Origin of the sequence: Methylobacterium sp. V23 (assembly GCF_002917135.1) — a bacterium.
GTDB lineage: Bacteria > Pseudomonadota > Alphaproteobacteria > Rhizobiales > Beijerinckiaceae > Methylobacterium.
In genome coordinates this window covers 116,049-137,114 of record NZ_PDHT01000015.1, presented here as the reverse complement: position 1 = coordinate 137,114, position 21,066 = coordinate 116,049, and the positions used below count along the sequence as shown (strand labels likewise).

Below are 21,066 nucleotides of genomic sequence, written 5' to 3'. Positions count from 1 at the left end.
TGACGGTCGGCTGGCTGTTGCTGGAGGCGTCGAAGCCGTAACCGGCGTTGAAACCGGCGTAGAAGCCGGTCCAGGTGAACACCGGCACCGGCACGAACACCGGCGGGGGAGCCTGACGACGCGGAAGGTCGGCGGCGAAGGCGGAGCCGGCGATCGCGATGCCGGCGAGCGCGGTGGCGCTGCGAAGGAAGGATTTCATGATCTGGTCCTCTAACCGTTACGCACCGGCGCCACTTTTACGGGTGGCGTCCGCTGCAGTTCCCCGTCTTTAAGCCAGCAGCGTGCGAGAAGCTGTTGCGTTACGATCACGCCAGCCGCAGCGAACGCGGCCCCTTTGTGGCGATACTCGTCTTATTCTCACCCACTCCGTGAACACCGAACGCGCACCAATGGCCAAGGTTCGCGCACGGCCACGCTTTTTCCGTCATCGGCCTTTGACAAAGTGTCGCAGGGTCTGGACGGCCTACGCCGAGAGGGTGATCGCGGAGATCAGTCGGCCATAATCCGCCTCGCCGAGATGGGTCGTCCGGCGGAAGCTGTAGAACCGGTCGGGATCCGCATAGGTGCAGCACCCGAGATCGTCCGCCTGGGCGATTCCGGCCTGTGCGAGGCGCGCCAGGATGAACCCCGGGAGGTCGAACTGGGCATGGTCCGCACGCGCGCCGGGACCGAGGAAGCGTTCGAAGGCGGGGGCGTCCGCCCGGAACCGGGCGATGAAGTCGGGTCCGACCTCGTAGGAGGCCTGCGCGATCGTCGGCCCGAGCACGGCGACGATGCGACTTCGCGCGGCGCCGAGCCCTTCCATCGCCGCGATGGTGCGCTCGATCACGCCGCCGAGGGCGCCCTTCCAGCCCGCATGCGCGGCGCCCACGACGCGGTTCTCCGGGTCGGCGAACAGGATCGGGCCGCAATCGGCCGTGGCGATGCCCAGGGCAAGGCCGGGCACCCGGGTCACCATCCCGTCGGCCCTGGGGCGATCGGCGAGGGCGATCGGACCCTCGACCACCACCACGTCGGGCGAGTGGACCTGATACAGGCTGACGAGGGCATCCTCCGCGACATCGAGGTGGCGGCTCATGCGGCGGCGGTTCTCGCCCACGTGGTCGGGCGCATCGCGCGAGCCGAGGCCGCCATTGAGCGCGACGTAGAGTCCCTCCGAGACGCCGCCGCGCCGGGTGAAGAAGGCGTGCCGAATGCCCGGGAGGCCGGCGAGATGCGGGGACTCGAGGGCTTCGGGATGTTCGCGCGTCATAGGCACTTCGACCCTTGCGGAGGATTGCGTTGCTGGGGGAGGACTGGGCGGGCGCGGCTCTCGCGACCGTGAGGCCTGCGCGCGGGTGTAAGTGACCCCGACGACACCCTGACGTCGCGGCTCTTTACGGTTCGTTAAGCATGTTTTGATCGGATGCGCTTCAAGAGTCGAGGATCAGCCGATGTCGGAAGCAGCCCGTCACCCCGCCCCGTACGAAACGGCGACCCGGCCTCAGCCCGGTCCGCTGCGCGATTGGCTGGCAGCCATGAAGGCCGCGACCCAACCGGCGGGCGCCGAGGCGCAGCCGGCGGTCGTTCCGGCCTCGCTGGCGGAGGAGCCCCGGGTTGCCGAGCAGAACAAGGCCTGGACCCCGCGGGTCGTGACGCCGGCCGCCGCTCCGGCGGATGCCGTGGAGGGCGACCTCTCGGACCTGATGGCCGAGAACATCATGCTGAAGGCCAAGCTGAAGGTCGAGAACGACCGCTACGACGCGCTCCAGGGCGTCATCGCCCGTGAGCTGCGCAACCTGCGCGCCCATGTCGAGGCCGAGATGCAGGAATTCGAGGAGGCGCGCCGCGAGCGCGACCGGCTCAGCGCGACGCAGGGCGAGCTGGAGAGCGAGCTCCGCGACCTCCGGGCCAAGGGCGCGGCCGATGCGGCGCAGCTCTCCGAGATGCGCGGCGAGCGCGATCTCTGGGCCGCCCGGGCCGAGGCTCTGGCGCAGCCCATCTTCCAGAAGCGCAGCGGCCTCTGAGGCCCGCACTCCCGACACCACCCTGAAACATCGAAGGGCCGCCCCGTGAGGGGCGGCCCTTCCATTGCCGAACCACTCGTGTCCGGCCGGAACTGTCGTATTCGCGTCGAGCGCTAGAAGGCTGCGCCGGAGGCGAAGGTCCAGGTCCGGGAGGCCGGGGTGAGCGGCTGATGACAATGAGACACTGGATCACCTCCTTTCGTTCGTTGCGGGTGAGCCGAAGTTAGTCAGCCCCTTCCGGTTTGAAAAGGCCCGCGCCCGCGCCCATCCGCCGCTCCCCTCGGGGCGGGTCCACGGTGCCGCGGGGGGGCGGCTGGCCTCGGCCCCGCCGGAGGTCTAAAGGTTCCGGCCTTCCCCTCGCGCGGCGCGGCACCGACCTCGCGTCCGCGCCCACCGGCCACGGACCCGCTTCCCTCCATGTCCACAGCCCTGCGGATGCCGGCGCCCGACGAGGCGGCGCTCGACCCGGACGCCATGCGCCAGCCGCTGCCCGACGCCTGGTACTGCGTCGGCCGGTCCGAGTCCCTGAAGGCGGGGGCCCTGCGCGCCGTCGAGCTCAACGGCGAGCAGATCGTCCTGAGTCGCGAGGCTTCCGGCGCTCCCTTCGCCCTGCGCGACCGCTGTCCCCACCGGGGCATGGCCCTGTCGAAGGGCCGCTTCGACGGCGACGCGTTGACCTGCCCGTTCCACGGCTGGCGCTTCGGCACCGACGGCCGATGCCGCGACGTGCCGACCCTGTCGGCCTCGGACACGGCCGATTTCACGCGGATCGCGGTGCAGCGCTTTCCCATCCGCGAGAGCGCCGGCTTCGCCTGGGTCAATCCGTATCTCGGGCCGGAAACCGGATCGCCCCCGGCGGCGCTGCCGGAGCTCGGCTTCACGGCGGCCGGGTCCCTGGTGGTGGAACTCGTGGTCGAGGCCTCCTTCGACCTGACGACGCTCAGCCTCGTGGATCCCGGACACGTCGCCTTCGTGCACGATTCCTGGTGGTTCCGGCCCTCGAAGGAGCTGCGCGAGAAGGTGAAGACCTTCACGCCGACCCCGCACGGCTTCACCATGACGAGCCACGCCACGACGACGAGCTCGCCGGTGTACCGGCTGCTCGGCGGCGTGCCCGCGGTGGAGATCGAATTCCGCCTGCCGGGCGTCCGCTTGGAGCGGATCGAGGCCGGGACGAAGCGGGTAGCGAACTACACCTTCGCCACGCCCCTGACCCAGAACCGGACCATGCTGACGAACGCCCTGTACTGGAACATGCCGGCGCTGAATCTCCTCAAGCCGGTGGCGCGGCCGCTGATGCGGCAGTTCCTGACCCAGGACCAGCAGGTGCTCCAGCACGCCCAGGCCGGCCTCGACCGCAAGCCCACCATGGTGCTGTTCGGCCAGGGCGACCTGCCGTCCCAATGGTATTTCCGCCTCAAGCGCGAGGCGCTGCAGGCGGCCCGGGAGGGACGGCCCTTCGCCAACCCCCTGGCCACGCAGGAGCTGCGCTGGCGCTCCTGACCGGCCCGGGTCCGCGCATCGGCCAGTGATGCGTCTTGCGGACGCGATGCGGGGCCGCGGCGCTTGATCGGCGCGCCGCAGCCGCCATCTCGGATCCATGAAACGGCATAGTTTGATCAAGGCGTTGAGCGCCGCCACGGTGATGACGCTCGGCGGGGTCGGCTATGCCGCCCACAAGCGCGGGCGCAATCCCTACTATCGCGGGCCGCGTAGCGACCATTTCGACGGCGTCCGCTTCCACAGCCCGGACCAGCCGGCGGACAAGACCCTCGGCGACATCGCCCGCTGGCGCTCCCGGCGCGGGGTCGACAGTCCTCTGCGCCAGGCCTGGCCGGCCTTCCACCCGAGTCCCTACGCGCCCGACGTGCCGCCCGAGCGGGTCTCGGGCCTGCGCGTCACGCTGATCGGGCATGCGAGCTACCTGTTCCAGGTCGCCGGCCGCAACATCCTGGTCGATCCCGTCTATGCCCGCCGGGCGAGCCCGGTGAAGTTCGCCGGCCCCAAGCGGGTGAACCCCCCGGGGATCGCCTTCGCCGACCTGCCCCCGATCGACGCGGTGCTGATCACCCACAACCACTACGACCACCTCGACGGAGCGGCGGTCGCGCGGATCTGGCAGGCGCACCAGCCGCTGATCCTGGCGCCCCTCGGCAACGAGGCCGTGCTGCGCGCCTACGACGACACCATGCACGTGGAGACCCGCGACTGGGGCGAGTCCGTGGATCTCGGCGGTGGCCTCACCGTCCACGTCACGCCCGCCCACCACTGGTCGGCCCGGGGTCTGAACGACCGGCGCATGGCCCTGTGGTGCTCCTTCGTCCTGACCACGCCGGTGGGGGTGCACTACCATTCGGGCGATACCGGGCTCCGCGACGGCGCGACCTTCCGGGACGCCCGCGCCCGCTTCGGGCCGCCGCGGCTCGCCACCCTGCCGATCGGCGCCTACGAGCCGCGCTGGTTCATGAAGGACCAGCACATGAACCCGGCCGAGGCCGTGGAAGCCGGGCTGCTGCTCGGGGCCGACCAGATGCTCGGCCACCATTGGGGGACCTTCCAGCTCACGGACGAAGGCATCGAGCAGCCGGTGGACGCCCTGGCGGAGGCGCGCGCCGCGCACGGTCTCGCGCCCGAGCGGTTCGTGGCGATGCGGCCGGGCCAGGTCTGGGAAGCGTGAGGCTTTCCGGATCGCTGGCCACGGCGCCGCGCAGATCAGGACAGAAGTCTCGATAAAGGATCAAAGTCGAACGCAGATGTTCGCCATCGAGGTTCGGTCATCCGGTTTCAAATCGCGCCGAGTGATTCGCGCGTTAAGAGGTTGATAGCGTCTCTCAGCCAAGTCCTGGTCGTACTTTAAATACGATCGCCGATAGGTTGCATGATGATTCACCTCAAGACGCTCACCGCGAAGGTCATTCTGCTGGCTGCTGGCGCAATTTTGCTGGTGTCCGCTGCGTTGTTACTGGTGACCGGCTACGAGATCGGGTCACAGCTCGAGGCCAAGCAGCGCGCCGACGGTGAGCGCCACCTGCGCGCGCTGAGCCTCGTCGCGGGCGACCGGATTGCCGGGGCCGAGATCGCCTTCGACGGCGATCGGGTCCGGACGGCCCGCATGCCCGACCTCGGCGGCCTGTCCGACCAGGCGATCGTGGACCGCACTGTGGCATATGTGGGCGGCAGCGCGACGGTGTTCGCCTACGATCCCGCCGGCGATCGCTTCGTGCGTCGCGTGACCACGATGAAGAACGAGCGCGGCGAGCGGGCGGTGGGCACCGCCCTGGCCGCCGACCATCCGGCCCTGGCCCTGATCCGCGCCGGCAAGGCCTATAGCGGGCCCGCGAACCTGTTCGGCCGCTCCTACCTCACGGTCTATCAGCCGACCCTGGACGCGGCCGGGCGCATCAACGGCCTCCTGTATGTCGGCGTTCCCCTGGAGGCCTACGAGACGGTCTATGCCCAGACGATGGCGGCGATGCGCTGGACCATCCTGTCCGTCGCCGCCCTAGCCTGCCTCCTCGTCGGCCTCGTGGCCGTCCGCCTGTTCCGGCCGATCCGGGTCATCGCGGAGCGGACCTCCGGCCTGGTCGCAGGCGACTACGAGGGCGTCATTCCCTACCGGGATGCCGCGGACGAGGTCGGTGCCGTCGCCCGCGCCCTGGAGGCCCTGCGCGACACCAGCCTGCGGGCCCGCGCGCTGGAATCCGACCGGGCTGCCATGAGCCAGGTCGCCCAGGACCGCCGGGCGCTCCTGGATGCCGAGATCGCGCGCTTCCGCAGCCAGGTCTCCGAGGCCCTGAACGCCGTCGGTGCCCAGACCGGCGACCTGCGCAGCCGCTCGGCCGCGATGTCGAGCGCTTCGGCCGAGGCCTCCCGTGCGGTGGAGGGCGCCTCCGCCGGCTCGCGCGAGACCTCGTCGCACGTCCAGACCGTGGCCAGCGCCGCGGAGGAGCTCACCGCCTCGATCGTCGAGATCAGCGGCCGCCTCGATGCCGCCAAGGGCGCGGTCGACGCCGCCTTCGACGAGGCCTCCAGCACCAATCACCGCATGGGCGAGCTCGCCGGGACGGCCCAGCGCATCGGCGACGTGGTGGGGCTGATCCGCGCCATCGCCGACCAGACCAACCTGCTGGCGCTGAACGCCACCATCGAGGCGGCCCGGGCCGGCGAGGCGGGGCGCGGCTTCGCCGTCGTCGCCTCCGAGGTCAAGGCGCTGGCGAGCCAGACCGCCAAGGCCACCGACGAGATCGCCAGCCAGGTCGCTTCGGTCCAGACCTCGACGGGGCAGGCGGTGGATGCGATCGGCCGCATGACCGACCGGATGGGCACGATCAGCGCGATGACGGAGGATCTCGCCGCCGCGGTCGCGATGCAGGGCGAGGCCACCGGCGAGATCTCGCGCAATGCCGGGAACACGGCCACGACCTCGGTCGCCATCGCCCGCGACCTCGGCACGGTCACCGACGCCACCCGCCGGACGGCCGCCATGGCGGAGAGCGTCCAGGGCAGCGCCGCCTCCGTCGAGGACGTGGCGGCCGGCCTCGAGGCCGAGATCGGCCGCTTCCTCAGCGCCGTCGCGGCCTGAGCCGCGACGTCACGCGGGTCGACGGACTCCCCCAGGCGGAAGAACGGCCCCGGTCAGAGAATAAACCGGCTCAGATCCGCGTTGGCCGCGAGGCTCTCGACCCGGGCGCGCACGTAGGCGGCGTCGATCGGCACGGTCTCGCCCGACCGGTCGGTGGCCGTGAAGGAGATCTCGTCGATGACGCGCTCCAGCACGGTCTGGAGCCGGCGGGCGCCGATGTTCTCCACCGAGTTGTTCACGTCGACGGCGACCCGGGCGAGGGCGTCCACCGCGTCGTCGCTGAAGGCGAGGGTGACGCCCTCGGTCTGCATCAGCGCCACGGTCTGCTTCAGCAGGCTCGCCTCCGTCGAGGTCAGGATCTGGCGGAAATCCTCGACGGTCAGCGGCTGCAGCTCGACCCGGATCGGCAGGCGGCCCTGCAGCTCCGGCAGCAGGTCGGAGGGCTTCGAGACGTGGAAGGCGCCGCTGGCGATGAACAGGATGTGGTCGGTCTTCACCGGCCCGTGCTTCGTCGCCACCGTGGTGCCCTCGATCAGGGGCAGGAGGTCGCGCTGCACGCCCTCGCGGGAGACGTCCGCCGAGGAGCGGCCCTCGCGGGCGCAGATCTTGTCGATCTCGTCGAGGAAGACGATACCGTTGTCCTCGACCTCGCGGATCGCCTCCTGCGTCAGGGATTCGGCGTCGACGAGCTTGTCGGATTCCTCGGCCAGCAACGGCGCGTAGGCGTCCTTCACTGTCATCCGGCGCGGCTTGCCCTTCTGGCCGCCCAGCGCCTTGCCGAGCATGTCGCCGAGGTTGACCGCGCCCATGGAGGCGCCGGGCATGCCGGGGATCTCGAACATCGGCAGACCGCCCGGGGCGGCGCCCGTGAGTTCGATCTCGACCTCCTTGTCGTCGAGTTCGCTCGCCCGCAGCTTCTTCCGGAAACTGTCGCGGGTGGCCTGGCTCGCGGTCGGGCCGACCAGGGCGTCGAGGATGCGGGCCTCGGCGGCGGCTTCGGCCTTGGCCTTCACCGAGCGCCGCTTCTCCTCGCGCTTGAGGCCGATGCCGACCTCTACGAGGTCGCGCACGATCTGCTCCACGTCGCGGCCGACATAGCCGACCTCGGTGAACTTGGTGGCCTCGATCTTGAGGAACGGGGCCCCGGCGAGGCGCGCCAGGCGGCGGGCGATCTCGGTCTTCCCGCAGCCTGTCGGCCCGATCATGAGGATGTTCTTCGGGGCGACCTCCTCGCGCAAGGGGCCGGTGAGCTGCTGCCGGCGCCAGCGGTTGCGCAGGGCGATGGCGACGGCGCGCTTGGCATCCGCCTGCCCGACGATGAAGCGGTCGAGTTCCGAGACGATCTCGCGGGGAGAGAAGGTGGTCATCACGCTCCGATCGGGTGCGGCAGCCGGGCTGCCAGGGGGCGGGGGAGGGCGCGCAGGGTGAGGGCGCGCAAGGGGTGCCATCCGGCGCTGAGCGCCAGGATGAAGGCCCCGAGGGTGAGAAGGCTCAAGGGGACGGTGTTGCCGGCGAAGCCCGCCCCGCGCACGAGGGCGCCGAGGGCGAGCCCGGCATAGACCAGGCCGGAGACCAGGAGGGCCCGCCGGTCCACCGCCAGGGCGATGCCCGCGAGGCCGAGGACGATCGCCAGCACCCCGAGGGTCGCCGCCTGGCCGCCGCCGGCGGTCAGGCTGCCCAGGATCGGGTGGACGATGAGCGGGGCGGCCAGCAGGTGCAGCCAGAAGGCGATGTCGGTGCGCCGGGTGACGCGGGCCGGATCCGACAGGTCGAAGCGCATCGCGAGGGCGAAGACGCCGAGGCCGGCTGCGATGAACAGGCCGTTGCGCCCCGCGCGCGTCAGGTCCGGCGCCGCCGCGAGCAGCACCCCGAAGACGAGGGCGCAGAGCGCCGCCGCTCCAGCCGCCACCGTGATCGGGACGGAGAAGCGCCGGTAGTGCAGGGTGACGAGAGTGAGGGTCGCCAGGGCGCCGCCGATCAGCGGCAGCGGGCCCGAGCGGGGATCGGCCGTCAGGTCGAGGAGGGTCGGCCAGCTCGCACCGGCGCCGCCCCCTCCGGCGAGGGCGAAGGCCGCCGCCGACTGCACCGCCAGGGCGAAGACCACGAGGAGCACGAGGCTCGGCAGCGCCATCCGGCGCCGGCGGGTGAAGAACTCGGCGAGGCCCCAGGCGAGGGCGGCGATCAGGGCGTAGCCGGTCGCCGGGCCGAGGGTCGACAGGCCGAAATGCGCGCAGGCGCCGAGGAACAGGAACAGCCCGAGGGTGACGAAGATGTCGGCGAAGCCCGAGACGAAGCGCAGGCGCTCGTCGTCACGGGGTTCGTCGCGGCCGGTGTCCGGCCCCCCGTTCGCCCGCGCCAGGCGATCGAGGGATGCGGCCTGGATCTCGGTGATGATGCCCTCGGCCACGGCGCGGCGGAGGTGGTCGGCGGTGATCACGACGGAACCTCGCGGTGGGTCACCCCGCGCAGGGCGAGGGCGATGCCGCGTCGGGCGGGAAGGGGGTGGACGACGCACGCCCCCGACTTAAGCGCGCCACCTCGCCCTTTCCAGTCGTTCCCGTGTCTCAGGCGGCGCGGATCGAGCCGACGAAGTGCGTGACCTCGCCGTCGAGGGCGCTGGAGCGGCGGGCGAGCTCCGCCGCCGAGGCGAGGACCTGGGCGGCTCCGGCACCCACCTCCACCGCGGCACCCTGGACCTCGGCCATGGTTTCGGTGACGTCGTGGGTGCCGCGGGCGGCGTCGCTGACGCTGCGGGCGATCTCCTGCGTGGCGACCTGCTGCTCCTCCACCGCTGCCGCGACGCCGAGGGCGATGCTGTGCACGCTGCCGATGGTCGTGCCGATCTCCCGGATCGCCTCGACGGTCTCGCGGGTGGCGGCTTGGATCATGCCGATCTGCGCCGTGATCTCGTCCGTCGCCTTGGCGGTCTGGGCCGCGAGGGTCTTCACCTCGGTGGCGACCACGGCGAAGCCGCGGCCCGCCTCGCCGGCCCGGGCCGCCTCGATGGTGGCGTTCAGCGCCAGCAGGTTGGTCTGGCCGGCGATGCTCGAGATCAGGGCGACGACGTCGCCGATGCGGGCGGCGCCCTCAGCCAGGGCCTCGACCCGGGCATTGGTCTGGCGGCTGCTCTCGACGGCGTTGGCCGCGGCGGCCGAGGTCTGGCCGACCTGCTGGCCGATCTCGTTGGCGGTGGCGGCGAGCTCCTCCGTGGCGGCGGCCACGGCCTGGACGTTCTGCGCCGTCTCCTGGGCGGCGCGCATCACGGCGGCGGATTGCAGGTTGGTGCGTTCGGCCTGGGCCGACATCGAGCGGGCGGTCTCCTCCATGGCGGCGGCGGCGTCGGAGAGGTCGCCCACGAGGGCGCCGACGCTGCCCTGGAAGCGGTCGGCCAGCTCGGTCCGCTCGGTGCGGCGGCGGGTGGAGGCGAGCCCGGCGGCCTCGTCCTGCGTCGCCCGCAGGGTCTCGGTCTCCCGCATGGAGCGGGCGAAGACCTGCATGCTGGACCAGATCGCGCCGATCTCGTCGCGGCCCGGCTTCACGGGCGGCAGGTCGAGCTGGCCCTCCGACAGGCGCCGGATGGCCGCGGTGACCCGGGCGAGGGGTGCCGCGATCTGCCGGTGCCCGATCAGGAGGCCGAGCACGAGGCTCGCGAGGGTGCCGCCCGCGGCCAGGACGATCAGCAGGGTCAGGCGGCCGTCGTAGAGAGTGTCGGTGGCGGCATCGATGGCAGCGACCTGAGCCTGGCCGCCGGCCACCAGGGCGTCGATGGAATCCTGGAAGGCCTGCCGGTTGGCGCGGTTGGCCTCGTTGAAGCCGAGATCCGCCGCCGCCTTCGGGGCGAGCGCGGTTCCCGCCCGGGCGATCTCCTGGCGCAGGCTGGTGAAGGTGGCCGCCCCCTGCAGCACCCGATCGAATTGCGCCCGCTCCGCCTCGGGGACCCGGCGGCCCAGAGCGCCGAGGAGGTCGTTCATCGCCAACAGGTTCTGGCGCATCCGGTCGGCGTATTTCTGCGCGTCCGCCGTGTCCTTGGCGGCATAGACGCCGCGGGATTCGAGGACGACGTTGCTCACGAGCCGGTTGACGTTGGCCGCGTCGAGGGCCCGGCGGGCCGCCTGCCGGGACTCGACCATCGCGTCGTTGAAGGCCGAGAGGGTGGCGATCCCGACGCCGGCGACCACCAGGGTGATCGCCCCGCAGGCCAGGACGAACAACAGTATCTTCGCCTTGATCGTCATGTTCGGGACCCTGCCACGAGCGTTGATTCAAGCTCGTAAACAGTGTCTCGAAAACTTCGGTTAACGGGTCGGCCCGCGATCAGCTCTCGGCCGTTTCCAAGGTCTCGATCACCAGGCTGTCATTCGTATAGACGCAGATCTCGGCGGCGATCCGCATCGCCCGGCGAACGATCTCTTCTGCGTCGTGACTGCTGTCCTCGAGGGCGCGGGCGGCCGACAGGGCGTAGTTCCCGCCCGAACCGATCGCCATCACGCCGCTTTCCGGCTCCAGGACATCGCCCGCGCCCGAGAGCAGCAGGCTGACCTCCTTGTCGGCCACCAGCATCATCGCCTCCAGGCGGCGCAGGTAGCGGTCGGTGCGCCAGTCCTTGGTCAGCTCGACGCAGGCCCGGGTCAGCTGTCCCGGATACTGCTCGAGCTTGGCCTCCAGCCGCTCGAACAGCGTGAAGGCATCGGCCGTGGCCCCCGCGAAGCCGCCGATCACCGAGCCCTTGGCGAGGCGCCGGACCTTGCGGGCATTGCCCTTGACGATGGTCTGGCCGAGGCTGACCTGCCCGTCGCCGCCGATCACTACCCGGCCGCCCTTGCGGACCATCAGGATCGTCGTGGCGTGCATCTGCGGCGGACCGCTCGCTTCGGAATGGGACAAGACAGGCTCCGGTTCGGTTGGGAACCCCGCTCACGTAGTCGCTCGCTGGGCCGGCTCCAAGCGTCGCCGCCTATCCCGGATAGCGCGGAAAGGCCGGCAGCGCGTCGAAGCGACCGAACCATTCGGGGGCGTCCGCGACCTGGATGCGGATCGACGGGGGCAGGGCGTCGGGATCGTCCAGGGTCGCCGTGTGGAGGTCGACCTGGCCGGGAAACACCGCCGCGTTGCGGTAGAACAGGCCGGTGCCGCAGGTCCCGCAGAATTCGCGGCGGACGCCCGGCGAGGATTCGTAGACGGACGGGGTGCCGGTGATGGTGATCCGGTCGTCCGGGAACAGCGCGAAGCCCACCGCCGGCGCGCCCGAGGACCGCCGGCAATCGGTGCAGTGGCACAGGGCGCTGTGGCTCGGCTCGCCCTCGGCCACGGAGTGGATGCCGCCGCAGCGGCAACGTCCGGTCAAGGCCATGCGAATCTCCCCGCGTTCGCCTCCGTTGTCCCCGAGGAGTGGGGGCTGCGCAAGCCGCCCTACACCACCACGGTGATCCGCTTCGCCGCCCGGGTCAGGCCGGTATAGAGCCAGCGCGCCCGGTGCTCGCGGAAGGCGAAGGACTCGTCGAACAGCACGACGTCGTCCCATTGCGAGCCCTGCGCCTTGTGGACCGTCAGGGCGTAGCCGTAGGTGAACTCGTCGGTCTCGCGCTTCAGGAAGGCCGGGATCTCCTCCTCGGAGCCGGACATCACGGCCTTGAGGACCTTGATGTCCACCGGGCGGCGGCGCAGGGCCGGGTCGTCCTCCGGCACCACGTCGAGGCGCACCGTGTCCGAGCGCGGCGAGGAGCGCTGGGCGTGCACGGTCCAGGTCGAGCCGTTGAGGAGCCCCTTGGTGCGGTCGTTGCGCAGGCAGACGAGCTTCTCGCCCACCGCCGGCATCGGGTCGGTGTGGCCGGCGAGCTCGCGCAGGCGGTTGTTGTAGAGCCGCCGGGTCTTGTTCATGCCCACCAGCACCTGGTCGGCCTGCAGCACCACGGCCGGATCGATGGACCGGCGCGAGACGATGCGGCTCTCGCCGTAGTCGCCGATGGTGAGGCGCCCGCCCTCGCGCACCGTCATCGCCATGCGGACGATGGGGTCGTCGGCGGCCTGGCGGTGGACGTCGGTGAGCATCACGTCGGGCTCGGCCTCGGTGAAGAAGCCGCCCCCGCGCACCGGCGGCAGCTGCGCCGGGTCGCCGAGCACCAGCACCGGCCGGTCGAAGGACAGGAGGTCGTTGCCGAGATCGGAATCCACCATCGAGCACTCGTCGATGACGATGAGCTCGGCCTTCGAGACCGGCCCGGTCCGGTTCAGGGTGAAGGCCGGGCCGCCATCCTCCGTCTCCTTGGTGCGGTAGATCAGGCTGTGGATCGTCGCGGCGTCGTGGCAGCCCTTCTGGCGCATCACCGAGGCGGCCTTGCCCGTGAAGGCGCCGAACACCACCGTGCCCTCGACGTCGTCGGCGATGCGGCGGGCGAGGGTGGTCTTGCCGGTGCCGGCATAGCCGAACAGGCGGAACACCTGTTGGCCGCCGGACTTGCGCCAGTCGGAGATCGCCTTCAGGGCCGCGTCCTGCTGCGGGGCGAAGCGGGTCGGCAGGTCTCGCGTGAGCTCCGCCTTGCTGTCGGTCTCGGCCATCAGAGTACCGAGGGCCGCTGGAGGTCGAAGAGGTCGGCGCCGCGCTCGGCGAACAGGTCCTCCAGGGCATCGCCCCCGGCCTCCTGCGCGAAGGCGTACTCGGCCTCCGAGATCGGCACCGCCTGGAGGAAGGCCAGCGCCGTGTCGGCGGCGGCCGGCGCCTCCAGTCCGGCCGCGAACAGCGCCGGCGGCACGAACAGGACGTGGGCGAGGCGCGCCGAGAGGCCCGTGAGCAGGCCGGGGAAGACGATGCCGGGGGCCAGGAACCAGCGGCCGTCGATGACCCGGAAGGCGCAGGCCGCCAGCATGCGCGCCACGTTCGGGTCGCTGCTCACGCCCAGGATTTCGCAGCGCCCGGGAAACTCCGCGCCGTCCCGGTAGAGCGGGTGGTTGGCCAGGGTCACCGTCGCGCAGGTGATGAGGCCGGGGCGCGGGGCGTCGCGGCAGGTCAGAATGTCGACGTGGCTGCTCCCGGTCTCGTCGGCGTGCCGGGCGACGGAGGGCGCGCCGCCGAAGGCCCCCGCCAGCCTGCGCGCCACCGCACGGTTGGTCTCGGTGATGTCCGCCGGAGGGGCGGCCGGGGCGCTCACGGCCAGCGCACCGTCGGGGGCAGCGACGACAGGATCGAGGCGACGTTGCCGCCGGTCTTCAGGCCGAAGATCGTGCCGCGGTCGTAGAGCAGGTTGAACTCGACGTAGCGCCCGCGCCGGACCTGCTGCTCCAGCCGGTCCGCTTCGGTCCAGGGCGTCGCCAGGTTGGCGCGCACGATGGCGGGGTAGGCCTTGAGGAAGGCTCCGCCGACGTCGCGGGTGAAGGCGAGGTCGGCCGTCGGGTCGCCGGTCCAGTGATAGTCGTAGAAGATCCCGCCGATGCCGCGCGGCTCGTTGCGGTGCTTCAGGTGGAAGTACTCCTCGCACCAGGCCTTGTAGCGGGCGTAGTCGGCGGCCGGGGCGTGGGCGTCGCAGGCCTCCCGCATGGCCGCGTGGAAGGTCAGGGAATCCGGGTCGTCCTGGGTCCGGCGCCGGTCGAGCACGGGGGTCAGGTCGGCGCCGCCGCCGAACCACGTCTTCGTGGTCACCACGAAGCGGGTGTTCATGTGGACGGTGGGCACGTTGGGGTTCCAGGGATGCGCGATCAGCGAGATCCCGGTGGCGAAGAAGCGCGGGTCCTCGGCGGCGCCCGGCATCTGGGCGCGGAACTCCGGCGCGAACTCGCCGTGCACGGCCGAGACGTGGACGCCGGCCTTCTCGAACACCCGGCCCTTGATCATCGCCATGGTGCCGCCGCCGCCGGGCGCGCCGCTGTGGTCGGTGCGCTGCCAGGGGGTCTTCACGAAGGTGCCGGGCTCGGCCGGGGCGTCGGGGTGGAAGGGGCCCGTGGCCTCGGCCTCCAGGGTCTCGAAGGCGGCGACGATCCGGTCGCGCAGGGTGGTGAACCACGCCGTCGCCGCGGCCTTCACGGCGTCGCGCTCGGCCTCGGGCAGCGGGGGGACGGAGGATTCGGGCATGGTCATGCCGGGGGATGTCCCATCCCGCCGCCCGGCCGTCAATTCGCCGGAGCGCGGCGCTCAATCCTTGACGGACATCAGCAGTCGCTCGGTCTTGGCGTCCTCGATCCGGTTGACCATGCGCCGGCCCTCGTGGACGTCGCGGATGGTCTTGGTGGCGGTGATGCAGGACTGCACGAGCATGATCGTGCCCATGGCGAGGTAGCCCTTGATCCAGATGTCGATGGGCATGAACAGGATGCCGAGGCCCACCATCGCGGCGGAACCCAGGAACGACGCGTAGGTGAAGGCGACCCAGGCGCCGGAATGCTGCGTGGTCTCGTTGGTCATGGTCGTGCTCCTTGGCGTGCGGTGCGGTCGGGGTTTGGAACGGGTCAGGCGGTCGGCTCGCGGGGCGCTTCGGCCCGGGCGCGCAGGCGCTCGAGGATCGCGGACGGGGCCGGGCGGGCGCTCGGGCCGAAGCCGGCGCGCTCCATCCGCTCGGCGATGTCGGCGCCCGGCTCGGCCTCGCGCAGGGCCGCCTCGGTGTCGTCGGCCTCGGCCTGGAGGCTGCGCAGGCGCGCCAGGGTGGCCTCGGCCTCCTTCAGGGTGGCGCGGTCCTGCAGCGTGGCGCGGTCCTGCGGGACCGGGCTCACCCGCAGGCGACGGGCCGCCTCGGCCGCGGCCGCGAGGCGCCGACCCCGCTCGAGCTCCGCCTGGCGCCGGGTGGCGTCCGCGACCGTTGCCCGGATGCGGGCCAGCTCGGCGGCGAAGCGGCTGCGGGCGGTGCGGATCGCGTCGCGCTCGGCTTCCAACTCGGCGATCGCCTCGGCGGCCTCCGCCGCGAGGTCGTCGCGGCCGGCCTGGAGCGCCGCCACGGCGCGGGTCTCGAGGTCGGCGGCGCGGGCCTCGACGTCTGCTAGGCGGCGCTCCTCGGCCCGGTCGCCCGCCACCGAGGCAGCCAGCGCCTGCCGGCTCCGCTCCAGGGCGGCGCGGGTTTCGCGGACCTGCTGGTCGAGGATCAGGAGCGCGTTGCGGTCGAACAGGTCTTCTTCGGCGCGGGCGGCGGCGCCGCGGGCGAGGGTACGAAACAGTCTGAGCATCGTCGGGCTCCGGGTCGGTAGTTGCTGTCCACCCCCCGGTTGTCGCAGCTTTTGAACACTGTTCAAGTGCGAATTTGCACGGCGTTCAATCTGCGCGCGGGAAGCCGCCGGTCTGGCGCAGGGCCTCGCCCAGGATCATGGCGGCGCAGACCGCGACGTTGAGCGAGCGCAGGTCGGGGCGGATCGGCACCACCACCCGGGCATCCGCCGCGGCGTGGACGGCCTCGGGCACGCCGGCCGATTCCCGGCCAATCAGCAGGCAGTCGCCGTCGCGGTAGGCGAAGTCGGTGTAGGGCAGGGCGCCCCGGGTGGTGGCGAGGACGAGGCGGATGTTCTCCGCCCGCCGCCACGCCGAGAACGCGTCCCACGAACGGTGGCGGGTGACGGCGACCCGGTCGAGGTAATCGAGGCCCGAGCGGCGCAGGTGCCGGTCGGAGACGTCGAAGCCCGCCGGCTCGATGATCTCGACGGCGGCGCCGAGGCAGGCGGCCAGGCGCAGGAGGGTGCCGGTGTTCTGCGGAATGTCGGGCTGGTAGAGGGCGAGGCGGAGCATCGGCGGCGTCTCATGCGGAGCGGGCGGGTCCGTGCGGCATCGCTCCCCGGTTGGCAGACGGTCAAGGCGGCATAGCTAAGGGAGCGCTGCAGCAACCGGATGGTCTCATGTTTCTCGATTGGCTCGAGCGCCGGATCGACACCTTCGCGCCGTTCGACGACGGTCGCATGCCGCCGAAATCCGTGCTCGGCTTCGCGAGCTTCTACCTCCGGCCGATCCGCGGCGCCCTGGCGGTCCTGTTCGTGGTGGCGGTGCTGGCGGGGTCGGTGGAGGCCTCGCTCTACCTGCTGATGGGCTGGTTCATCGACCTCCTGAACAAGGCCGACCGCGCCACCCTGTGGCAGGAGCACGGCACGGGCCTGATGCTGGCGGCCGGCCTCCTGCTGGTGGTGCGCCCCATCACGATCTGGCTGCACGAGATCCTGTCGAACCAGCTCATCGTGCCGCAGGCCACGAACCAGATCCGCTGGCGCACGCACCTCTACACCCTCGGGCACTCCCTCTCGTACTTCCAGGCAGACTTCGCCGGGCGCCTCGCCAACCGGGTGGTGCAGGTCGGGCCGGCGGTGCGCGAGCTCGCCGTCGTGTTCATCGACACCCTGCTCTACGTCGCGATCTACGCCGTGACGGCGGTGGGCCTGTTCGGCTCGATCTCCCTCTGGCTCGCCCTGCCCGTGGTGGTCTGGATCGCAGCCTACGCCGCCCTGACGCGCTGGTTCGTGCCCCGGGCGCGGTCCCGCTCGCTGGTGACGGCCGACACCCGCTCGGCCCTGATCGGGCGCATCGTCGACAGCTACACCAACATCCTGACCGTCAAGCTCTTCGCCCGCGACCGCGAGGAGCGGGCGGCTGTGCGCGATGCCGTCGATGTGCACACCAAGGCCTACCTGCACCAGTTCCGGCTGGTGAGCAGCACCACGACCCTGCTCGGCCTCCTCAACAGCCTGCTGATCCTTTCCACCGCCAGCGTCTGCGTGCTGCTGTGGCAGCGCGGGGGCATGACCACGGGCGAGGCCTCGGCCGGGCTCGCCCTGGTCCTGCGCCTGATGGCGATGTCGGGCTGGGTGATGCAGACCGTGCGGGGCATCTTCGAGAATGTCGGCGTCATCCAGGAGAGCATGCAGACGATCGCGCGTCCGCACGCCATCACCGACCGGCCCGAGGCCGGGACCCTGGCGGTCACGGGCGGCGACATCCGCTTCGAGAACGTCAGCTTCCACTACGGCCGCGACGACGCCGCGATCATCGAGGGCCTGAACCTGCACATCCGACCGGGCGAGAAGGTCGGCCTCGTCGGCGTCAGCGGGGCCGGCAAGACCACGATCACGTCCCTGCTGCTGCGCCTGCACGACCTCGAGGGCGGCCGCATCCGCGTGGACGGCCAGGACATCGCCGGGGTGACGCAGGGGTCGCTGCGCAGCGCCATCGCCATGGTCACCCAGGACACCTCGCTGCTGCACCGCTCGATCCGCGACAACATCGCGTATGGCCGCCCCGACGCGACCCAGGCCGAGGTGGAGCGCGCCGCGCGCCTCGCCCAGGCCGACACGTTCATCCGGGACCTGATCGATCACAAGGGCCGCACCGGCTACGACGCCCAGGTGGGCGAGCGCGGCGTGAAACTGTCCGGCGGCCAGCGCCAGCGCATCGCCATCGCGCGGGTCATCCTGAAGGACGCGCCGATCCTCATCCTCGACGAGGCGACCTCGGCCCTCGATTCCCAGGTGGAGGCGGCGATCCAGGAGAGCCTCGACACCCTGATGGAGGGCAAGACGGTGCTGGCCATCGCGCACCGGCTCTCCACCATCGCGGCCCTCGACCGCCTCATCGTCCTCGATGCCGGACGGGTCATCGAGGAGGGCACCCATGCCGAGCTGATCGCCGGCGGCGGGCTCTATGCCCGCCTGTGGGCGCGCCAGTCCGGCGGTTTCCTGGCCGACGGGCTCGCGGCACAGCCCTACGAGGCCGCGGCCGAGTAGGGAGAGCCGCCGCGGGGCATCGACCTGACGGGCGAAACTGTCCGGTTCCGGGATATCCGTGCTGCACCGCACACGCGCCGCGACGGGTCTGCCGGGGCTTTGGGCAGGGGGCTCCACGAGGACCGGGCTGCGCGCGTTGAAAGTCGAGCGTCAAGAGGGATTTAGCGGTGTTCTGCGCAGAGCTTAAGCAATCCCTGCCCGTTTCATGTCCATCCTGCATAGCAGACCGGCCGCATCAGCCCTCGTGCTGCGCTGCGGCGAAGCCTACATCAAGGCCATGGCGACGGGGCGATGTTCCTCGTGGCACGAACAGTTTCGGACCCTGACTCCCATGGTACACTCGATCATCAACCACATCCGTTCCTCCTGGAAGGAGAACGCCTCGGCGCGCCAGATCGCGGATCTGACCGACCAGCAGTTCGCCGATATCGGCGGCGATCGCCTCGACAGCCGCCTGCTCGACAAGGCCCGCCGCCACCGGGCGCGCGAGACCGTGCAGTTCCACAAGTCGGTGGGTGTGTTCTCCTACCCGACCGCCTAAGGTCATCGTCGCCCCCCCCGGCCGTCATCCCGGGGTTGGGGGGGCGGTGGATCGAGGGGCGTCGCTTGGGGCCAGGCAATCGGAGTCCAGGCGGCCTGACCCGGATCCGCCGGGACCACAGACGGAACATCACTTGGTTTCGTCTTCGGGTCGGCCTTGCGGCCTTCCTCTTCCTAACGGTGATGCAGGTTGCGGTTCGCGCCGCCGAGCCCGTCGTCATCACCGTTGATCCGAGCGGCGACGCTTCCGCTTCGGGGACTACCTCGGGGGCCACCCAGAAGCGCGCGGTCGGCAACGCCGTCGTCACCACCCTGCCGGAAGCCCTGTCCCTGCGCCGCACCTGGCGCCGATCCGATCCGCGCCGGCCGATCGCGATTGCCCTCGCGCCGGGCCCGCACCGCCTCGCCGAGCCGGTCCGGTTCGGTCCCGAGGATAGCGGCACGGCCGCCGATCCCCTGGTGGTGCGCGGCAGCCCGGACGGCAGCAGCCGCCTCGTCGGCTCCATCCCCCTGCAGCCCGCTCCGGACGGCATCCCTGCCGACCTGCTCGCGCGCCTGCCCCCCGCCGCCCGCGCGCAGGTCCGCGCCTATCGGCTGCCGGTGTCGGCCGGTCTCGAACCCCGCATCCAGGAGCCGCGCACCCTCGCGCAACGCGACGCCCGGGTGAACCTCGCCGTCTTCGACGGAGCCGGGGCGCTCTGGCCCGCGCGCTGGCCGAATCAGGGCTGGGCGAAGGTGTCGGCCGTCTCCGGCGATGCCGCCGGCTTCACCGCGTCGGACGGGCGCGTGGCCGGCTGGCGCGGCGAGCCTGACCTGTGGGCCGAGGGCTACTGGCACTGGGACTGGCTGTTCGAGGCCTTTCCGGTGGTCGGCCTCGAGGGAGCGGCCAAGCGCCTGACCCTCGGGAGCCAGCCCTACGAGGGCATTGTGCCGGGCGCCCGCTACCGCATCGTCCATGCCCTCGCCGAACTCGACGCGCCCGGCGAGTGGTGGCGCGACGTCGGCTGGGGCGTCCTCCTGGTCTGGCCGCGCGATCCCGCCGCTGCGCCCGAGGTGGCGGTCACCGACGGGCTGGTGGTGGTGGAGGGCGCGTCGCACCTGCGCCTCTCCGGTCTGACCCTCGAACAGGCGCGCGGCGACCTCGTGCGCGTCGCGGATGCCACCGACGTCGTCCTGTCCGGCGTGACCCTGCGCCGAACCCCCGGCCGAGCCCTGTCGATCGCGCGCGCGACCGCCAGCGGCCTCGAACGCAGCCGCGTGGCGGAGACCGGCATCGGCGCCCTCCACCTGTCGGGCGGGGATCGGGCGGCCTTGAGTCCGGCCGGGCTGTTCGTACGGGATTGCCGGATCCGCGACTACGCGCAGCTGGCCCGGACCCAGAGCCCGGCGATCACCCTCGAGGGCGTCGGGCAGGTCGTGGAAGGCAACTACATCCACGACACCGACGAGTACGCGATCCTGCTGCGCGGCAACGCCCACCGGGTTGCCTGGAACGAGATCGCCCGGGTCCTGTCCGGCTCGACGGATAGCGGCGCGATCTATTCCGGCCGTGACTGGACCGCCCGCGGCACAGTGATCGCGCACAATTACCTGCACGACATCCGCGCCGCGCCGGGCTTCGAGATCAAGGGCGTCTACCTCGACGACATGGCGAGCGGCTTCACCGTGCGGGACAACCTGTTCGTGCGCGTCGATCAGCCCGTCTTCCTCGGCGGCGGCCGCGACAACCGCGTCGCCGACAACCTGTTCGTGGAGTCGAGCCCGGCCATCCACGTCGATGCCCGCGGCCGGACCTGGGCCAGGGACACGATCACCGACATGCAATCGGAGCTGCGGGCGGCCTTCGCGGCGATGCCGGTCGGCTCCAAGCTCTGGCGCGCCCGCTATCCCGGCCTCGCCACGATCCTGCAGGACGATCCCGCGGCGGCGCGCAACAGCCTGACCGGGAACGTCTTCCTCGGCAGCGACCCGTTCCGGTTCGGCGACGGCGCCCGGGCCGACGAGCAGGTCCGGTCCGGCAATCGCGGTCCGGACGGCCTGCACCTGCCGGCCGACGCACCCGCGCAGGGCGTGGCGCGCTTCGGCACGGTGCGCGACGCGGCGGGCGCGGTGGTGTGGCGGGCGGATCTCGCGCGCCTGGACCGCGACGCGCAGCTCGCCCCGTCTCCCGTGGCCGCGCCGGCAAAATAGCGCCCAAACCGCACGCGGCCCCCGGTTGTTCCCTGGCCCAGACGGGAATTTTTTCTCGTGAATTCGGCGCCG

19 protein-coding genes and 1 pseudogene are annotated in these 21,066 nt (G+C 71.5%); 7 read left to right on the top strand and 13 right to left on the bottom strand.

The features are described 5' to 3' along the window. Both CRT23_RS15860 and pgeF read right to left on the bottom strand, forming a co-directional pair. Positions 1–199 (bottom strand): annotated as a pseudogene (locus CRT23_RS15860) (porin family protein); the annotation flags it as partial. Between the two features lie 264 nt (positions 200–463). Then, a complete protein-coding gene (gene pgeF, locus CRT23_RS15855) occupies positions 464–1,252 on the bottom strand; it encodes a peptidoglycan editing factor PgeF (RefSeq protein WP_103710458.1) in 789 nt (262 codons plus the stop codon). A gap of 181 nt (positions 1,253–1,433) precedes the next feature. Here pgeF and CRT23_RS15850 point away from each other — a divergent pair, with 181 nt between their 5' ends. The 4 genes from CRT23_RS15850 (at position 1,434) to CRT23_RS15835 (ending at position 6,588) form a co-directional block, all read left to right on the top strand. Next, positions 1,434–2,006, top strand: a complete 573-nt coding sequence (locus CRT23_RS15850) for a hypothetical protein (RefSeq protein WP_103710457.1) — start codon at positions 1,434–1,436, stop codon at positions 2,004–2,006. Positions 2,007–2,423: 417 nt separating this feature from the next. Beyond that, a complete protein-coding gene (locus CRT23_RS15845; protein WP_103710456.1) occupies positions 2,424–3,509 on the top strand; it encodes an aromatic ring-hydroxylating dioxygenase subunit alpha in 1,086 nt (361 codons plus the stop codon). A 97-nt stretch (positions 3,510–3,606) separates the two neighbouring features. Further along, positions 3,607–4,683, top strand: a complete 1,077-nt coding sequence (locus tag CRT23_RS15840; RefSeq protein ID WP_103710455.1) for an MBL fold metallo-hydrolase — start codon at positions 3,607–3,609, stop codon at positions 4,681–4,683. Between the two features lie 201 nt (positions 4,684–4,884). After that, positions 4,885–6,588: a methyl-accepting chemotaxis protein gene (locus tag CRT23_RS15835; RefSeq protein WP_103710454.1), complete on the top strand. Its 1,704-nt coding sequence runs from the start codon at positions 4,885–4,887 to the stop codon at positions 6,586–6,588. 53 nt (positions 6,589–6,641) lie between these two features. Here CRT23_RS15835 and hslU read toward each other — a convergent pair whose 3' ends face one another. The 11 genes from hslU to CRT23_RS15780 all read right to left on the bottom strand — a co-directional run bounded on the left by hslU (position 6,642) and on the right by CRT23_RS15780 (position 16,285). Next, positions 6,642–7,955, bottom strand: coding sequence for an ATP-dependent protease ATPase subunit HslU (hslU, locus tag CRT23_RS15830; protein WP_055948363.1), 1,314 nt, complete (start codon positions 7,953–7,955; stop codon positions 6,642–6,644). Further along, complete coding sequence (locus tag CRT23_RS15825) at positions 7,955–9,025, bottom strand: hypothetical protein (protein WP_103710453.1); 1,071 nt, start codon at positions 9,023–9,025, stop codon at positions 7,955–7,957. The genes hslU and CRT23_RS15825 overlap by 1 nt, the downstream gene beginning before the upstream one ends. A gap of 127 nt (positions 9,026–9,152) precedes the next feature. Then, the gene (locus CRT23_RS15820) at positions 9,153–10,823 is read right to left on the bottom strand and encodes a methyl-accepting chemotaxis protein (protein WP_103710452.1); all 1,671 of its coding nucleotides are present in this window, start codon (positions 10,821–10,823) and stop codon (positions 9,153–9,155) included. A gap of 79 nt (positions 10,824–10,902) precedes the next feature. Continuing rightward, on the bottom strand, positions 10,903–11,439 hold the full coding sequence (gene hslV / locus CRT23_RS15815) for an ATP-dependent protease subunit HslV (protein ID WP_055948373.1): 537 nt from the start codon (positions 11,437–11,439) through the stop codon (positions 10,903–10,905). Positions 11,440–11,542: 103 nt separating this feature from the next. After that, entirely contained in the window at positions 11,543–11,938 is a 396-nt protein-coding gene (locus tag CRT23_RS15810; protein ID WP_103710451.1) for a GFA family protein, read from the bottom strand. Between the two features lie 59 nt (positions 11,939–11,997). Beyond that, positions 11,998–13,143 carry an AAA family ATPase gene (locus CRT23_RS15805; RefSeq protein WP_103710450.1) on the bottom strand — a complete coding sequence of 382 codons (1,146 nt, stop codon included), beginning with the start codon at positions 13,141–13,143 and terminating at the stop codon, positions 11,998–12,000. Beyond that, complete coding sequence (locus CRT23_RS28510; protein WP_181017363.1) at positions 13,143–13,733, bottom strand: suppressor of fused domain protein; 591 nt, start codon at positions 13,731–13,733, stop codon at positions 13,143–13,145. Before CRT23_RS28510 ends, CRT23_RS15805 begins: the two co-directional genes overlap by 1 nt. Next, positions 13,730–14,650 (bottom strand): oxygen-dependent coproporphyrinogen oxidase, encoded by a 921-nt coding sequence (gene hemF, locus CRT23_RS15795; RefSeq protein WP_181017367.1) that lies wholly within the window; start codon positions 14,648–14,650, stop codon positions 13,730–13,732. The genes CRT23_RS28510 and hemF overlap by 4 nt, the downstream gene beginning before the upstream one ends. A gap of 60 nt (positions 14,651–14,710) precedes the next feature. Further along, complete coding sequence (locus CRT23_RS15790; protein ID WP_055948388.1) at positions 14,711–14,980, bottom strand: YiaA/YiaB family inner membrane protein; 270 nt, start codon at positions 14,978–14,980, stop codon at positions 14,711–14,713. A 44-nt stretch (positions 14,981–15,024) separates the two neighbouring features. Further along, complete coding sequence (locus CRT23_RS15785) at positions 15,025–15,732, bottom strand: PspA/IM30 family protein (RefSeq protein WP_103710447.1); 708 nt, start codon at positions 15,730–15,732, stop codon at positions 15,025–15,027. An 85-nt stretch (positions 15,733–15,817) separates the two neighbouring features. Continuing rightward, positions 15,818–16,285, bottom strand: coding sequence for a tRNA (cytidine(34)-2'-O)-methyltransferase (locus tag CRT23_RS15780; protein ID WP_103710446.1), 468 nt, complete (start codon positions 16,283–16,285; stop codon positions 15,818–15,820). A gap of 107 nt (positions 16,286–16,392) precedes the next feature. Here CRT23_RS15780 and CRT23_RS15775 point away from each other — a divergent pair, with 107 nt between their 5' ends. The 3 genes from CRT23_RS15775 to CRT23_RS15765 all read left to right on the top strand — a co-directional run bounded on the left by CRT23_RS15775 (position 16,393) and on the right by CRT23_RS15765 (position 20,994). Further along, positions 16,393–18,264, top strand: a complete 1,872-nt coding sequence (locus CRT23_RS15775) for an ABC transporter ATP-binding protein (RefSeq protein ID WP_103710445.1) — start codon at positions 16,393–16,395, stop codon at positions 18,262–18,264. Between the two features lie 331 nt (positions 18,265–18,595). Continuing rightward, positions 18,596–18,805, top strand: coding sequence for a hypothetical protein (locus CRT23_RS15770; RefSeq protein ID WP_055948402.1), 210 nt, complete (start codon positions 18,596–18,598; stop codon positions 18,803–18,805). A gap of 182 nt (positions 18,806–18,987) precedes the next feature. Further along, on the top strand, positions 18,988–20,994 hold the full coding sequence (locus CRT23_RS15765) for a right-handed parallel beta-helix repeat-containing protein (protein ID WP_146056404.1): 2,007 nt from the start codon (positions 18,988–18,990) through the stop codon (positions 20,992–20,994). Positions 20,995–21,066: the final 72 nt, after the last annotated feature.

Excerpts from the sequence above, each read along its gene's own strand:
- hslU (WP_055948363.1), bottom strand. The coding sequence starts at position 7,955 with ATGACCACCTTCTCTCCCCGCGAGATCGTCTCGGAACTCGACCGCTTC.
- CRT23_RS15835 (WP_103710454.1), top strand. The coding sequence starts at position 4,885 with ATGATGATTCACCTCAAGACGCTCACCGCGAAGGTCATTCTGCTGGCT.
- CRT23_RS15790 (WP_055948388.1), bottom strand. The coding sequence starts at position 14,980 with ATGACCAACGAGACCACGCAGCATTCCGGCGCCTGGGTCGCCTTCACC.
- pgeF (WP_103710458.1), bottom strand. The coding sequence starts at position 1,252 with ATGACGCGCGAACATCCCGAAGCCCTCGAGTCCCCGCATCTCGCCGGC.
- CRT23_RS15820 (WP_103710452.1), bottom strand. The coding sequence starts at position 10,823 with ATGACGATCAAGGCGAAGATACTGTTGTTCGTCCTGGCCTGCGGGGCG.
- hemF (WP_181017367.1), bottom strand. The coding sequence starts at position 14,650 with ATGCCCGAATCCTCCGTCCCCCCGCTGCCCGAGGCCGAGCGCGACGCC.
- CRT23_RS15805 (WP_103710450.1), bottom strand. The coding sequence starts at position 13,143 with ATGGCCGAGACCGACAGCAAGGCGGAGCTCACGCGAGACCTGCCGACC.
- CRT23_RS15780 (WP_103710446.1), bottom strand. The coding sequence starts at position 16,285 with ATGCTCCGCCTCGCCCTCTACCAGCCCGACATTCCGCAGAACACCGGC.
- CRT23_RS15765 (WP_146056404.1), top strand. The coding sequence starts at position 18,988 with ATGCAGGTTGCGGTTCGCGCCGCCGAGCCCGTCGTCATCACCGTTGAT.
- CRT23_RS15810 (WP_103710451.1), bottom strand. The coding sequence starts at position 11,938 with ATGGCCTTGACCGGACGTTGCCGCTGCGGCGGCATCCACTCCGTGGCC.
- CRT23_RS15845 (WP_103710456.1), top strand. The coding sequence starts at position 2,424 with ATGTCCACAGCCCTGCGGATGCCGGCGCCCGACGAGGCGGCGCTCGAC.
- CRT23_RS15850 (WP_103710457.1), top strand. The coding sequence starts at position 1,434 with ATGTCGGAAGCAGCCCGTCACCCCGCCCCGTACGAAACGGCGACCCGG.
- CRT23_RS15775 (WP_103710445.1), top strand. The coding sequence starts at position 16,393 with ATGTTTCTCGATTGGCTCGAGCGCCGGATCGACACCTTCGCGCCGTTC.
- hslV (WP_055948373.1), bottom strand. The coding sequence starts at position 11,439 with ATGCACGCCACGACGATCCTGATGGTCCGCAAGGGCGGCCGGGTAGTG.
- CRT23_RS15785 (WP_103710447.1), bottom strand. The coding sequence starts at position 15,732 with ATGCTCAGACTGTTTCGTACCCTCGCCCGCGGCGCCGCCGCCCGCGCC.
- CRT23_RS15770 (WP_055948402.1), top strand. The coding sequence starts at position 18,596 with ATGGTACACTCGATCATCAACCACATCCGTTCCTCCTGGAAGGAGAAC.
- CRT23_RS15840 (WP_103710455.1), top strand. The coding sequence starts at position 3,607 with ATGAAACGGCATAGTTTGATCAAGGCGTTGAGCGCCGCCACGGTGATG.